General features: G+C 61.0%; 15 protein-coding genes. 5 read left to right on the top strand and 10 right to left on the bottom strand.

Annotated elements, in window-relative coordinates; genetic code table 11:
- Nucleotides 1-90: 90 nt before the first annotated feature.
- Nucleotides 91-369, bottom strand: a complete 279-nt coding sequence (locus BV034_RS11495) for an SWIB/MDM2 domain-containing protein (RefSeq protein WP_050027113.1) — start codon at nt 367-369, stop codon at nt 91-93.
- Between the two features lie 188 nt (nt 370-557).
- On the bottom strand, nt 558-1,253 hold the full coding sequence (locus BV034_RS11500; RefSeq protein ID WP_050027114.1) for a phosphatase PAP2 family protein: 696 nt from the start codon (nt 1,251-1,253) through the stop codon (nt 558-560).
- Between the two features lie 111 nt (nt 1,254-1,364).
- On the opposite strand from BV034_RS11500, the gene BV034_RS11505 reads away from it, so the two are divergent.
- Nucleotides 1,365-1,682, top strand: a complete 318-nt coding sequence (locus tag BV034_RS11505) for a hypothetical protein (protein WP_050027115.1) — start codon at nt 1,365-1,367, stop codon at nt 1,680-1,682.
- A gap of 143 nt (nt 1,683-1,825) precedes the next feature.
- Complete coding sequence (gene pafA, locus BV034_RS11510; protein ID WP_050027117.1) at nt 1,826-3,526, top strand: alkaline phosphatase PafA; 1,701 nt, start codon at nt 1,826-1,828, stop codon at nt 3,524-3,526.
- On the opposite strand, the gene BV034_RS11515 is transcribed toward pafA, so the two are convergent.
- Both BV034_RS11515 and BV034_RS11520 read right to left on the bottom strand, forming a co-directional pair.
- On the bottom strand, nt 3,510-4,028 hold the full coding sequence (locus tag BV034_RS11515) for a hypothetical protein (RefSeq protein ID WP_265592885.1): 519 nt from the start codon (nt 4,026-4,028) through the stop codon (nt 3,510-3,512). The two genes, pafA and BV034_RS11515, sit on opposite strands and share 17 nt — an antisense overlap.
- Nucleotides 4,029-4,042: 14 nt before the next feature.
- Nucleotides 4,043-4,456, bottom strand: a complete 414-nt coding sequence (locus tag BV034_RS11520; RefSeq protein WP_050027119.1) for a GreA/GreB family elongation factor — start codon at nt 4,454-4,456, stop codon at nt 4,043-4,045.
- Between the two features lie 377 nt (nt 4,457-4,833).
- Between BV034_RS11520 and BV034_RS11525 the strand changes: the two genes are divergently transcribed.
- Nucleotides 4,834-5,256, top strand: a complete 423-nt coding sequence (locus tag BV034_RS11525) for a hypothetical protein (RefSeq protein WP_050027178.1) — start codon at nt 4,834-4,836, stop codon at nt 5,254-5,256.
- 11 nt (nt 5,257-5,267) lie between these two features.
- Here the strand turns inward: BV034_RS11525 and BV034_RS11530 are convergent, their stop codons facing one another.
- From BV034_RS11530 to BV034_RS11555, 6 genes are all read right to left on the bottom strand, one after another.
- The gene (locus BV034_RS11530) at nt 5,268-5,732 is read right to left on the bottom strand and encodes a PGPGW domain-containing protein (RefSeq protein ID WP_050027120.1); all 465 of its coding nucleotides are present in this window, start codon (nt 5,730-5,732) and stop codon (nt 5,268-5,270) included.
- Nucleotides 5,729-6,532, bottom strand: coding sequence for a hypothetical protein (locus tag BV034_RS11535; RefSeq protein ID WP_050027121.1), 804 nt, complete (start codon nt 6,530-6,532; stop codon nt 5,729-5,731). The genes BV034_RS11530 and BV034_RS11535 overlap by 4 nt, the downstream gene beginning before the upstream one ends.
- A gap of 599 nt (nt 6,533-7,131) precedes the next feature.
- Nucleotides 7,132-7,860, bottom strand: coding sequence for a D-Ala-D-Ala carboxypeptidase family metallohydrolase (locus tag BV034_RS11540; RefSeq protein ID WP_050027123.1), 729 nt, complete (start codon nt 7,858-7,860; stop codon nt 7,132-7,134).
- An 86-nt stretch (nt 7,861-7,946) separates the two neighbouring features.
- Nucleotides 7,947-9,131 carry a hypothetical protein gene (locus BV034_RS11545; RefSeq protein WP_050027125.1) on the bottom strand — a complete coding sequence of 395 codons (1,185 nt, stop codon included), beginning with the start codon at nt 9,129-9,131 and terminating at the stop codon, nt 7,947-7,949.
- 156 nt (nt 9,132-9,287) lie between these two features.
- Nucleotides 9,288-10,751 (bottom strand): hypothetical protein, encoded by a 1,464-nt coding sequence (locus tag BV034_RS11550; protein ID WP_050027127.1) that lies wholly within the window; start codon nt 10,749-10,751, stop codon nt 9,288-9,290.
- 88 nt (nt 10,752-10,839) lie between these two features.
- Nucleotides 10,840-12,060: a hypothetical protein gene (locus tag BV034_RS11555; RefSeq protein ID WP_050027129.1), complete on the bottom strand. Its 1,221-nt coding sequence runs from the start codon at nt 12,058-12,060 to the stop codon at nt 10,840-10,842.
- Nucleotides 12,061-12,190: 130 nt separating this feature from the next.
- Between BV034_RS11555 and BV034_RS11560 the strand changes: the two genes are divergently transcribed.
- Both BV034_RS11560 and BV034_RS11565 read left to right on the top strand, forming a co-directional pair.
- The gene (locus BV034_RS11560) at nt 12,191-12,427 is read left to right on the top strand and encodes an acyl carrier protein (protein ID WP_009963408.1); all 237 of its coding nucleotides are present in this window, start codon (nt 12,191-12,193) and stop codon (nt 12,425-12,427) included.
- 58 nt (nt 12,428-12,485) lie between these two features.
- Nucleotides 12,486-14,324, top strand: coding sequence for an HAD-IIIC family phosphatase (locus tag BV034_RS11565; RefSeq protein ID WP_050027131.1), 1,839 nt, complete (start codon nt 12,486-12,488; stop codon nt 14,322-14,324).
- The last annotated feature ends 42 nt before the right edge of the window (nt 14,325-14,366 follow it).

Genomic DNA, 14,366 nt, shown 5'->3' on the forward strand with positions numbered 1-14,366 from the left:
AGCAGGGCAGTGGGAGTACCACGGGGCGCGGCCGATCTCAACCGGAAGCTTCCCGTCGCGAACCGCCTTGCATGGCAGGCAGCGGGTCGCTTACTTGATGTGAGCAGAGACGAGCTTCGTCATCTCAAACATCGTGACCTGCTTCTTGCCACCAAATACGGCCTTGAGGGCTTCGTCCGCGTTGATGTTCGTCTTCTTCTTCGGATCCTGAAGCTCGTTCTTCTTGATGTAATCCCAGAGCTTCTTGGTAACTTCGCTGCGTGGGATGGGCGTGGAGCCCACGATGACCGCAAGGATTTCATCGGGCTGCACGGGTTTCATCAGCGCAGGATTGGGTTTGCGCTCGGAGGAGGTGGATTTCTTGGCCATGGCGCATGTTAGGGGTCGGAAAGGCGCGCTGTCAAGACTCTGCGCAGGCCTTTTCATGAGCAGGCTGTCAACAAAAAGCCGCTGGAATCAGCCTCCCAACGGGACTGCGACGCGATCACGATTTCAAGTAAAACGTTTCATGCAGGTAGTATCATGGAGAAATTGGTGCATGGGATTGCTCTCCAAGGTCAGGTCGCATCAGGCGGTTCCACCTGTCCCTTCTGTTGCAGCCAGCGGGCCACGGAGGCGCAAAAGACGGCCCAGACAATGCCAGCAGACCAGCCAGCCAGGACGTCTGTGGGAAAGTGGACGCCCAAGTACATGCGGCTCATTCCCACGAGGATAACGATGGCCACGGCCACGACCAGAAAGTAATATTTCTCCCTCCGGCGCTGGGTGATGCGCCCCAGCATGGCACCCAGGGTGAGGTACACAATGGCCGCAAGCATGGAGTGACCGCTGGGGAAGGAAGGGGAGGTCGCTTCCATCAGATGAGGGATGTGAGAGGGGCGCTCCCGGGCAAAGAAGTTCTTGAGAACGCCTGAGAGCAGCCCGCCGCCAGCGGTGGAGATCAGCACCACCAGCATGAGAGCGAACTTTTGCCTGAGCAGCAGAAAGCCCAGCACGGCCAGCGTCACCAGGGTGACCACGGTGCCGCCTCCCAGAGCGGTAATGTCGCGGCTGGCTTCTCGCAGCCAGGTGGGGCCGATGGGCAGGGCAGGGTCGGCCGGCTGGCGGAGGCTGCGCAGAATGGCCTCGTCATAGGCATGGCTCTCACCCTCCCGCACCTCGTCCGCCACCTCGATGAAAATCCAGAGGCTCAGGCAGCCGGCCAGCACAGCCAGCAGGAAGGTTCTTTCCGGGAACTGGAATCGCCAGGTCATGGGGAAAGGTGGCACCACCCTGCAGACGGGTCAATTCAGTCGGAAAAGGTTCGGAAATTGGATGGAGCTGAATTTTAAATCCTGACGTCGCAGGGGGACGATTCGGGATTGATGAAGACGCTTGCACTTTTCGCTCTGGGCCTGGCGGCCATGGCCGTCCTGCCCTCCTGCGTTGTCGAGCCCCTGCCTCCTCCTCCCCCTGGGCGTGTGGTCACGGCAGACTTGGGTTACTACAACACCCTGCCCGTCGGATATGCTGGTCCCACCTATTACTATGGGAACCGGTATTACTATGGCGGACGGTATGATGTGGGTCGCTACCACTATCGCGGCCGCTACTATGACCACCGCTACTACCACCGTGGTCGCTACTACTACGGCGGTGCCTATCGCGGGCCTGGTGTGGGTGTCCACGTCCGGCGGTACTGATCGACAGTCAGTGGGCCTTCCGATGTTTCATGGATTCTCATTTGCAAGACAGAATGCCAGGGGCCAGTGCGTTGCCTTGGGTCCGGTGGTGAAGGTGTGAGCCTTCGCCAGCCACCCGGCCTTATCACAACGCAACCTGCTCCATGAGATTCTCCAGCCCGCCCCTGGCCCTATTCTGTTCGGTCCTCACCCTCTCGACTGTCTGGCTTCCCTCCGTTGCGACTGCGCAAGAGGCGTCCAAGGACCCGGTCAATACGCCCCCCGGGGGGGCAGGTCCTGAGCGGCCCAAGCTGGTGGTCGGCATTGCGGTGGACCAGATGCGCTGGGACTTCCTCTACAAGTACCAGGAGCGCTATGGCGCAGGTGGTTTCAAGCGGCTGGTGGGGGAGGGCTTCACGTGTGAGAACGGGATGATCGGTCATCTTCCCTCTTACACAGCGGTCGGCCATGCCACAGTCTTCACCGGTTCTGTTCCTGCAATCCACGGGATTACAGGAAACGACTGGACTGACCAGCTCACCGGAAAGAGCGTGTATTGCACCGATGACGACACGGTGCAAACCGTGGGGGGCACCACCGGCGATGGCAAGATGTCGCCTCGCAACATGCTCACCTCAACAGTGACGGATGAGCTGCGGATCGCGACCAACTACCGCTCGAAGGTTGTAGGGGTGTCGCTGAAGGATCGCGCCTCGATTCTTCCCGCCGGACACACGGCTACGGCCGCCTACTGGCTGGAGGATCTGACAGGCAACTTCATCACCAGCACGTACTACATGAACGACCTGCCGGAGTGGGTGAAGCAGTTCAACGACTCCAAGGTGGGTGAGCAGCTCTTGTCCGGTGAGTGGAACCTTCTCCGCCCGGCGGAGGAGTATGTGCAGAGCACCCGTGATGATGTGCCCTGGGAGGGCAAGTTTGACAAAGAGGCGGCTCCAGTCTTCCCCCACCGTGTTTCTTTCTCGTACAAGCTGAAGAAGGATACCATCCGCACCACCCCGTTCGGCAACACGCTGAGTCTGCGCTTTGCCAAGGCTGCCGTGGAAGGCTACAACCTCGGTGGAGGACCGGTGACGGACTTCCTCACCATCAACTGCGCCTCCACTGACTATGTCGGACACAAGTTCGGCCCGAACTCCATGGAGGTGGAAGACACCTACCTGCGCCTGGACCAGGATCTGGCGGAATTCTTCACCTTTCTGGACGGTCGTGTGGGTAAGGGAAACTACCTGGTCTTCCTGACCGCGGACCACGGGGTGGCCCACACCGTGGGTTATATGAAAGAAAACCGCCTCCCTTCAGAGGGGTGGAATCCGAAGGGCCTGGTGCGTGAGCTCAATGACTATCTGAACGGACGGTTCGGTGTGGAGAAGCTGGTGGCAGGTGAGGCAAACTATCTGGTGAACTTCGACCTGCCCAAGATCGAGGAGAAGAACCTCGACTTCGACGCCATCAAAAATGCCGCGGTGCGTTGGATCCGGAAGTATCCGGGCGTGCTTTTCGCTGTGGACATGGAGAACATGGACGGCGCTCCCGTGCCTGAGCCGCTGCGCACGATGATGATAAACGGCTTCAACGCCAAGCGCTGCGGCAGCATTCATGTGGTGCCGAATCCCGGCTGGGTTACTGGTGCCGGCAAGCAGGGTACCACCCACGGCTCCTGGTACCCGTATGACACGCACATTCCCGTGGTGTTCATGGGCTGGGGCATCCGCCACGGCAGCAGCAACGAGGTCGTCTATCAGCACGACATCGCGCCCACCGTGGCGGCGCTTTTGCACATTCAAATGCCCAACGGCTGTGTGGGGCGGCCCATCAAGGCGGTGCTCAACAAGCAGCCTTGAGCTCTAGCTCGATGCGGCTGGTGTGGAGGGTCTGCTCCCGAATTTGGGAACGGATGTTCTGCACCCGCCGCACCACTTCCGGTGCCAGTTCCAAGTCTTCCGCCTCACCTCGCATGCGTCCTTCCGGGGTGGAGGGCAGCAGCATCCGCGTGAAGCGGTGACCTTCCAGATACTGGCTCTCCTCTTCCGGGGTGGCCAGGGAGAAGAGCCCGCCGTAGAACCAGGGCTTGGGATCAGAGTCCGGGTCATGAATCTTCATGAGCCGGTGCACGATTTCACAGGATCGGGCCAGCCGCCGGGGATCCAGCACCGCCAGCCGGTCCATGTAGGCCCGGGCGTGGTGATTCAGTCCCGAGTGCACGAGCCAGCGGTCGTTCACCCGGCGGATCCAGGTTTCCACCTGGTCCAAACAGCTCTGTCGGGGGACTTCAGCGAGGGTTGCTGCGCTGGTGCCTCCGTGACTGGCGAGTTCGGCGGCTTTGTGGAGATCGTCGTGATTCATGGAGCCGGGGGCCATCAATGGATCGCCGCCTTTTTAAAAACTGCAAGCAATTGCAACCTTCTGGTCCCGGTCGGCGAGTCCATCACCACCTGGGTTCCGGCCGTCCGGCCGAAGACCGCCGCCCCCAACGGGGAGAGGATTGAAATCTGGTCGTCTTCGAAGTTCGCCTCATGCGGAAGCACGAGGGTAAAGTCAAACCGGTCCGGTGGTGAGGTGGAAAGGTCCTCCACTCGCACGAGCGTCTGCAGTCCGGCCACCGAAGGTTCGTCGTCGGATTCATCGTCAAAGACCTTGGCATCCTGAAGCCGGTCCGCCAGCAGACTGCGCTCCCTGGCATCGAGGGGGTTGAAGGCATCGTCGTGGTCCAGAAAGGTGCGGAGTGTATGGAGGTCAGACTGGGAAATGGTGAAGAGAGGGGAAGATTTCATGATGGATCAAAATGGGATATGGGCACGGATTGAGAGCGGCTCCGGACATGACAAGACCGGGCCGTGACGGACCTGCGCAGGCCCGTGGGTACGCATGAGGGAGGAATGAATCAGGGCAGACCAGGACGGGGCTCAATGGCCGACAATCCCTGGCAAAGGCCTGCCCCGCTTACGCGCGGCTGGCGTCAAGACGGTGCCCGCGACCACCCGTCCACCGTCGGATAACCGGGCGGGCGGGGCTGGAAGTTTTCAGTGCGGGTGTCATGACGGTTGGGCAAAGGGTCACATTGAGCGGACCCTCCTCTAACATACTACGCTTCTGGAAGATGCAAGGTGCCTTGCAACTTCTGCGGGATCGCCTCAGAATGGGGCTGCGCATGTCCGACCCCCATTCCAACTCTGTCACGCTCACCGTTTCCATCCTGCGAGAGATGCAGGTGGTCTATGACTTTACCTCCAATCCGGCCCATTTGCCGCGCTGGGCGCCTGGTTTATGCAATAACATCCGCCGTGGCGAAGGGAGCGATGAGTGGATCATCGACACTCCCGAGGCGCCGGTGCGTCTGCAGTTCACGGCCCGCAATGAGCTAGGGGTGCTGGACCACTGGGTGCGGCCGGCACCGGAGGTTGAGATTCATGTGCCCATGCGGGTGGTCGCCGCTCCCTATGGCAGTGAGGTGATGTTCACCCTTTTCCGTCTGCCGGGCATGTCCGCCTCGGAATTTGCCGCAGATCAGCGAATGGTGCTGGCGGACCTGCGTCGGCTCAAAGGGCTCTTGGAGGCCCCAGATGCCGCCTGATCCGGTTCGAGCTACTTCCACCACATCAGCAGCAGAGTGCCAGCGGCAGCACCTGCTGCGCCGACACCGCACCAGCACAACAGCCGGGTTCGAGGTGACAAAGCGTCCCAACGGGCCTTGAGCTTTAACACTGGTGGGCGCAGTTTCTGCTCCGTCCAGTCCAACCCTCGGGCCATGAAGAGGGATTCGCTGCCCATCAAGCCCAGTCCGGCCACCAGTACCGGCAGCCCTGGTCCGGGCACTGCCATGAAGAACAATCCGGCGATGATCAGAAAGAGGCCGACTCCAACAAACAAGATTTGCCCCCAGCTGAAACCGCCCTTGCGCTGCTCTTGACGGCGCTTGTGCAGATTCACGAAGCGTTCGCCAGGTTTGTCATTGGCAAACAAGTGCCACTGCTGCTCCACCCGTTCCCGAAGACTCTGTTTTTCTGTGGCCGGAGCTTTCGCTCCAGTCGCGGCGGGGGCTTTGCTCATGGCAGGCGGAAAATCAGCTTCGAGACAGGATCACGGGCCAGGGAGCCGGGAGGAAGGCCGGTGACATCCAGTTCATGATGAGGAGGGTAAGGGGAAACAACGCGACCAAATGTCGGGGACCATTTTGCAACGGGGAGGGATTCTTTGTCGATCAGCGCCTTGGGCGGTGCCGCTGGCTTGGGCTCGGTGACAGGCATCAGGTCTCGCGGCGGAGGGGTGAGGGCTCCCGTGTTTGTGTCAGCCTGCGGGCTGGTGGTGAAGTTTTGTCCCTCCTGCGTGCGATACACCGTGCCGTCTGAAGTGATCGTGGCAGACTCGCCCGGCTGGAGAAACCGGGTGGTGGAGTTTGCGGTGTAGCTGGAGGCGTAGTTCGATGAGACAACTCCTGGCTGCGGCGCCGTGTTCTGGTAGATCACCGTGCTCCGGACCGGGATGGTGCGGTTCGTGAGGGTCATCCCCGGAGCGGCAGGCTGGGTGGGGATGTAAGTGGAAGTGGGCGGGTTGTAGTAGCGGGTGTTTGTTGTGGCGGCGGCATACTGCTGCTGTTGTTGCAGACGCTGCGCCTGGGCCCGGGACTGGGTCGTTTCCCGTCGTGTCTGCCGGGAGAAAAGACGGTCAAAGAACCCCGGTTCTTCGCGGGTTGAGGAAGTGGCGACCGTCGTCCGGCGGGAGTTTGAGTTACCGTTGGAATTGGAGGTGGTGTAGGTCTGGGCGTTGACGCTCAAACTGGTGAGGGAGATGATGCCAAGCACCGTGAGGCATCCTCGAAGCTCGGTGCAAAAGGGTTTGAGCGTCTTCATACTCCTTGCTGGTGCATCAAATGTGCCCTGTGACACATCGCTCGTGGGCAGGGCGGAGCATCCTGCTGAATGGGGTTCATTTTGAGGTGGTTGCCAAAGTCGGGATTTTTGATTGCTCTATGGAGATGTGTGAAGGGATTGGCTTTGGAGGCCCGAAACGCCATGCAAACCGCGACTTTGATTGCAAAATGCAGGGGTTTGGTGAGCCTGACGGTTGGCGGGGATTGGTTTTTGGACGAGTGTCCCTGCGGCGACTGAGCCGGTTGGGACAACCGGACTACGTCTGAAGCGATGCTGCGGGAGTAGTCCTACGGTCCCCGTCGGCTCAGGAGCGCAGGGGGAGCAGGAGAAGTCGAGGGTGTTCTGGCCACCTCTGACGTTGTTCGGCATGGGGCGGGCAGTCTTCCTGTTGGTTCCTGGAACTCTCCCGGACCGCCAAAACTCCTTCGGAGTAAAGCTCCATCTTACACCCACCCAACGTAGACTCGCTGGAAGCTCGTCAACGTAGGGCTTGTGGCCATATCCTCTTCGAGGAAGAGCTGCGTTTGGCTTGACTCCGATCGGCGAACCGACTGCCCACACCCCCAATTCCGCATTCCTCAGCCCCAGTCTGCATTCTTCCCGCGCGTGTCGATGTGCGTGAAGCTGGGATACTTCCCGATGCCGCCGCGGAACAGGCCGCGGTTGCGCAGGGCGTGGGCGGCCTCGGCCACTTTGGCAGGGGGGCAGTCGTACACCAGGTCGAGCGCTAGATTCTGGAGGTGGAAGGACTGTGGCGCGGCACCGGGACAGGTGGCGTTGTAGGCGGGACTGCGGTAGGCGCTGGCAATGGTCACCAGCCGGACGCCCAGTTCGTCCTGAAGACGATCCGCGATTCGCAGGGTGGCCACCATGTTCTTCCACAGATGGCGGCCAGGCAGTTCGTTGTTCACCCCTTGACGGGTACGGAAGTGGGCGGCCAGCAGGTCCTTGGGGCGGATGTGCTGGAGCTGGAGCTCTTCCAGAAAGGTCTGGTACGCCACACCGGTGGCGTCGAGCACCATGGGTCGATGGGTGCTATCCCGGTCACCGGCCTCTTCTTTGATGCGTTGGACCAGTTCTCGAGGCGATTTAGGGGTGCCGTTCCAGGCCTGGTCCAAGAGGGTGGCCAGCTCCTGTTGCCTCTTGCCAGCGATCCACGGGTAGCCTACTGCCCCCAGCAATGCTCCCGCCGTGGTGCCAGCCAGAGCGGCTGCCATGCGTCGACGGGTCCGGTTGGGCACCCATTCATCGTGATAGAGGATCTTCGGTCCGGCAGGAACGGGATCCGCGGGAGAGGACGGATTCATGACCTGATAGAGGGTGTCTCAAGTACAGCACGGCACTCGCCAGAGACCCGTTTTTGACAGGATTGCTTAACAAGAGTTCAGAAATTCTAGTTTTGCTTGGGGGCTGTAAAATTCAAGGCCACCGGTTTTCCCCGCACTGCCTGGAGGCTGGACAGAGTGTACCCGCCATCCGGGTTGCTTTTGAACTGGATAGGCTGTCCGGCAAAGGCGTCAGTAGCCTTTGCGGCGATCTCCGGCGTCAGCCCTGGACCGTGGAGGAGGGCCAGCTTCACCATCAGCAGTTGCGTCTCCGTGCGGGCTTGGGTGTCCCTCGCGGCCTGTAGAGAGGGGAAGATGGTGCGCACGAGGGGATTGCCTGCTTTAAGGCGCTCCTGGAGTTCCTTGATGGCTGATTGGGATTGCGGCCAAGGGAGAGTGAGGGCGGACTCTGCCTCAGCATACCGGGACCGCATCTCCGCCAGCCAGGAGTTCAGGAGTTCCGGGGTGAGGGAGGAAAACAGGTGCTCATCCACGCCGGCGGGGGGAGAGGCCGGTGTGGGCGGGGCTCCCTCGGTGGCGGCTCCTGCGGCTTGCGCCGAGTTTTGCAGCATCATCAGGGTGGCCACCTCGGTCGCCTGTTGCTCTGCCCACGCGGCAAAGCCTCGTTCGCCGGATACGGCTTGGGCCATCGTGCGCAGAGCGGGCAGCTTGGTCTCCCTGGTGAGCAGTTCCCGACGCGTGGCTTCATCCAGGGTCAGGAGATGTTTGGCCAGCAGGGAGAGAGCATCGCTCTCCATCGAGTACTGGGAAATGGCGGTTATCATCATATCGCCATCACCCAGATGCCGCGCGGCTCGTCGTACGGCGTCCACCGCATCCAGGGCATGGCCGGTGCGGCTTTCGTTGAATTCAAAAGCCGCCTTCATGAGCCCCAGATTGCAGAGGGTCTGCATCTTGCCCAGATGAGGCAGCGGCATGAAGGGACCCTCCTCCATGGTCAGACCCCAGTCGCAAGGGGCGGTCGAGACTCCGGCTTTGGTGAAGCGGTTGAGGGCGGCCTTCTGGTGAGAGAGGAGAGCCCGGACGTTCTCCGGGTCCCAATGGTTGCCGTTGCGATGCCCCTGCAAGAGGGCGACCTCATTGCGGGTCATCTCCGTGAGAAGTCCGATGCCCTGCCAGTAGAGCAGGGCGGGGTTCACCGGTTGGGCGAGGCTGGGCTGCGCCCCGATCAAGGAGGGCAGGCACCAAAGACCAGCGGCCGCCAGGGCGGCCCGGAAAGCGCGGGGTTGCATAGGTGCTGTCGGGTGGGGGTTCCGCCACAGGATAACCTGCGGCGTTTTCCCAATAGATAGCGAATTTGCCTCTGCAAAGCACGCTTTTCCTTTGGCTGCCCCGGCTTCATCCAGGCTGCCGCGCCTTCCGCCCTGGCCGCGGTGCTTCCTGAAACCTCAGGAGGCGTCCTTCTTCAAGCTGGTGAGCATGGCCTTCAAAGATGCGGTGATCTTGTCTGCCGCCGGCACCTCCAGATAGCTGCTGCGGGCCCGCCAGGTCTCGTAGCCGCCCATGGCGTGCTGCTCCGTAGTGGGAAGATAACCGTTGTAACCATTGGCCAGGGAGATGGTGAAGCTGCCCTTGAAGGGATTCGTCTTTTTCAGATCCAGGCCGATCTCCACAAACACCTCGCAGGGGATGCTGGTGATGGCGAGATCGCCGATCCGGTGTGCCTGCAGCTTCACTGGCACCTTGTCTGGATAGGCGTCCAGCAGCACGGCCTCCCGTGCATAGATGGCCTTGCGGTCTGCCCACTGCCCGTCCTTGTCTTTGGGAACGGTGTCCAGCAGGTTGCGGGCTCGAACCAGTTCTTCCCCGGACGCCTTCCGCACGTCCAGCTGGAGCACTTCTTCCCGCGAGTCCAGCGTGAGGTTGTTTTTCCAGGGGACTGCACCGTACGCTTTCATGGCCGCCCCGGCCACGGACGCGGCCACTTCCTGGATGCGCTGTCCGGCGCGAAGTCTTCCGGCAGGCACCGTAGCGCCGAAGTTGATGTTATTGATGTTGCCGCTCGTTCCGTTGGACATGATGCCCACAAAGGGCGGCTTGTTTTGATAGCGCTGACCACCTGCGTCTAACTGGTGCGCCAGTTCATTGGCAAAGGCGGCAAAGTAGTCGGCCGAGATCGGAGGATTGCCGCCCACATAGTGCAAACTGTAGTTGGCCAGGACCGCGATTGGGCGTTTGTCGGCGGCGGACCGCACGGCGAAGACCGCCACCTGTGGGTCCACCGGACCCGTCGGGCCGCTCACCTTGGCATTGCCCACCCCGGGGTTCATCCAGGCGCGATCCGCCTTGCCATCGAAGGGGTTCTCATAGCTCTCACCCTCTTTCACAAGCCAGCGACGGTTGAAGACCTGTGTGGCATCTTCAGCCACCGCCCAGCCCGCCTCTGCGGGTTCGAGGTTTTGATACGCCGTGATCAGGCCTGCCGCGATGCGGTCAGGCAGGGCGGCGAGGTAGGCGGGGTCCGGGTCGCTCTGGAACACCGGTGCCATCGTGGCGGAGCTGTGCGTGTGCGTGGCGGAGATGAGCATCCGGTCCACTGGCACGCCGGTCTTGGCCGACGCCGCTGCTTTGGCCTTGTCGCAGATGTCCTGCGGAATCATGCAGGCATCCACCACCACCAGGATCATGGCCTTGCTGCCATCCTGCAATGCCAGGCACCGGGCGTGAATGGGGTCCGTGATGCCCTTGGCAAACCCGCCCTTCATGCTGCCGTTCACCGGCGTGGGGAAATGCGTGGGAGAGATGTCCTGGGCATGCGCCCCGGCTTTAAAAACCGGAGCAGCAGGGGAGGCAGGTGCGGCCAGCGCGGCGGCAAGAACCGTCAGCGCAGAAATCACAAAACGTCGGGTCATGCGGGGATTACGGGAATCCCCGACGGCAACTGGCGCGCCTTTGTGCCTGCAAGAGGTACTTTTGTGCTCCGGGCCGCAGAAGGCTGGCTCAACGCCAGGGCTGGGAGGCGGGGGACTGGAGAAATTCCGCCCAGAGAGGATCCTTCAGGGAGTCCTTGAAGTTGTATTTGCCCGTGCTTTCTAGGAACTTCATGCTGCTGGCGGTCGACTCGAAGTCCTTGGCGGCCAGGAAGACGTCCAGTCCCTGGGCATGGACGTCTGCATTCTTGGGTTCCAGGGCCAGCGCTTCGCGGATCGTGGTGGCCGCGCTGGCGGGTTCACCTTTGGCCACCTGAAGCTGCCCCTTCCAGGACAGGAGCTCTGCATCTTTTTCCAACGCCGCCATGAAGCCATCCAGGCATTCAATCGCCTTGTCGTAATTCTTCTCCATGAAGTAGAGATCCACCAGCTTGAACTGGTAGTTGGCAGAGGTGTAGTGGTTCGCGGAGGCAAGCAGGGCCTTCTTGTACCCGTCGGCATCGCCAACAGCCTGCAGGGCACCCAGGTACATGGCGTTGGCCGTGACGCTGTTTTTCATCTCGGTGGGCATCGAGTTGTAAACCTCAATGACCCCCTTGTGGTCCTGCTGACGAAACTTGTCCGACATCTTTCCAAACTTCTCGATGTCTTCCAGCTTGGTGTTGGGTTTGTCGAAGAGCCGGTTCAGAAAGGACTTGTCCAGCTCCGCGAGAGCAGGCAGCGCAGCTTGACGGCTCTGCTCCACCATGCCGGAGCCCAGCACCTGGTTGTAGAAATCCACGATTCCCAGCTTGCCCTCGGAGTCCTTTTCAACGGTGAAGTCGAGGAGGATGGTGCCCATTGTATCGGAGGAGAAACGGAAACGGGGTTTGATCAGGCCTTCATGAATGACGAGGTGCTTGTAAGTCACCTGCTGCTCCGACCACATCTTGATGAGGTGGTCCAGATTCTGTCTCAAGCCCTGGTTCATGCCGAGGCGGAACTTCTCTATGTCCGGACCGGAGGTCTGCACTCCAGAGAGGATCTTGGTGATGATGCCCTTGAGGTTGAAGGCTGCCTTAACTCCGGCGGCGTTGCTGTCCTTCAGATCCTGCTCCAGCTTCTTGGCAAAGGCATCGAGAGCCGTGCGATCCGCCTCCGGGGCGTCAGCCAGTGTTTTGTAGGCCGGGGCCGCAGGGGCCGCCTCTTCTGTGTTCGCGGTGGGCGTTTCCTGCTTTTTGGAACAAGCAGGCAGGACCACCAGGGTGGTCGCCAGAGCGGCACAAAGGGGGAGAAGTAAAGGGGATTTCATGGTCAGATTCCGCCCAAACTAGGTCAGCACGGGGAAGTTGTCGAGAAACGGGAGGGCGGAAATCCCACCTGGCAAGTGCCTCCAGCAACACCGGGTTGATAAAAATCCAGCTTGAGCTAGCGGAAGCATCATGAGCACTCTCGCGCAGCTTCAGGAAGTTTTTCGAAATGTCTTCGACGACGACTCACTGGTGATCGCCAACGAAACCACCGCACAGGACATTGAAGCGTGGGACTCTGTCCAGCATGTGACCTTGATGTTGGAAGTGGAGGATGCCTTCAAGGTGCGCCTGTCCACCTCAGAAATGGCCTACCTGAAGAACGTGGGCGACCTCGTGGAACTCATCGACAGGAAGAAGAAGAAGTAAGGCGCACACCTGACCTGCCACAACAGCTTCCTGTTTTCCTTCCCTGAGCTGACCAACCATGGAGTCCAACGCCTCCCCGGACCTCGTCGCCAACTACCGCCGCCTGCGCAAAGACGGTGCCCTCAATGAGGCCCTGCGGCTGGCCCGGAAGGCTGTGCCAACCCTGGAGCCGGGGCAAGTCGCCCAGCTTGGGAAACTGCTGCAAAAAGACCTGCCTGCCTCAGCCGGTCTTGCCGGAGATGGCGACGCGACTGCCGTGGAGGTGCTTTTGCTCGGGCAGTGCACCACGACTTATCTGCCGCCGGCGGTCACCGCCTGGGCATGGTCAGAAGGTCTGCGGGTGAGTGTGAAGGATGGCGAGTACGACCAGGTGCTGCAGGAGCTTATGCAATTGACGCCGGACCAGGCGCCGGCTGTGATTGTGGTGTTGCCTTGGAACCAGCGCCTCCTCGGTGGCGGTGATCGTGGAGTGGTGGAGCGTGTGGATGATGAGCTGGCTTTTCTCAAGCAGGTGTGGGCCCAAGTGGTCCGTCTGAAGTCCAAGCTGGTGCAGGTCTCCTACGACTGGGTACATCCCGGCCCACTGGGCTACAGCCTTTCCTCCCGACGCGGCGGCACGGTGGAGCTGGTGCAACGTACCAATGCGGCCCTCCGGGCGGTCCTGCCCGCTGGTTCGTACTTCGTGGATCTCGAAAGCGTCAGCGCCTGGCGCGGCAAGGCCGAGTTCTATGACGAGCGCAACTATCACTGGCTCAAGCAGCCCTTCTCGCCCACGGGGTTGTCGCTGGTGGGCCGTCATTTGGCCACTGGTGTGCGGGCGCTGACCTCTGGACGGCGCAAGGTGCTGGTGCTGGATCTGGACAATACCCTCTGGGGCGGCGTGGTGGGGGAGAATGGTCCCCATGGCATCGCCGTGGGCGGTACCGGGGAGGGGCAGGCCTTCACCGCGTTTCAGAAGTACGCCAAGCGTCTCAAGGACTCCGGCGTGATCCTCGCGGTATCGTCCAAAAACAACGATGCCGATGCCCGAGAGCCATTCGAGAAAAACGAAGAGATGGTGTTGAAGCTCACCGATTTCGCGTCGTTTCACGCGAGCTGGGACCCCAAGCCCTCTCGACTGCGCCTCATGGCGAAGGAGCTCAACCTGGGCCTGGACAGCTTTGTGTTCTTTGATGACAACCCCGTGGAGCGTGAGCGTATGCGGGCGGAACTGCCGGAGGTGACGGTCGTTGAGGCTCCGGTCGATCCGGATCTCTACATCCGTGCTTTGCAGGAGTCCCTGGCCTTTGAGGCCGTGGACGTGACCAGCGCGGACGCGGAACGCACTGCGCAATACCAGGCGGAAAGCTCCAGACGCGCCAGTCAGGAAAGCGCTGCATCACCCGAGGACTACCTCGCCTCCCTGAACATGAAGGCGGAGGCTCAGCCGGTTACCGAGGCCAATCTGGACCGCGTGGTGGATCTCATCACGAAGACCAACCAGTTCAACCTCACCACCCGACGCCACTCCCGCGCCGCGGTGGAGGAGATGGTCGCTGCCTCTGGCTCAGTGGCCTTTGCGGTGAGTCTGGCGGACAAGTTTGGTGACTACGGATTGATTGCCGTGGTGCTGGGGACGAAGGGCTCTGGGGACGAAAATGCGTTGCGATTGGATACTTGGCTGATGAGCTGTCGCGCCATGGGGCGGACGGTTGAGCACTGGACCCTCAACCATCTCGCCCACCTAGCGCGGGACTTGGGCTACGATGCCGTGAACGGCGAATACCTGCCCACGGCCAAAAATGTCCCGGTGCAGACGCTCCTCGCGGATTTTGGCTTCGTTCCTCGCAAGGGGCGTGCGGGTGAATCCATGCTGAAACTTTCTTCATATTCCGATTTGCCAACGCAGGTTTCCTAAGCTCAAGACCAGCGATGCCATTGACCAAGACCATGACGCCGC

Source organism: Verrucomicrobium sp. BvORR034, assembly GCF_000739635.1.
Classification (GTDB): domain Bacteria; phylum Verrucomicrobiota; class Verrucomicrobiia; order Verrucomicrobiales; family Verrucomicrobiaceae; genus Verrucomicrobium.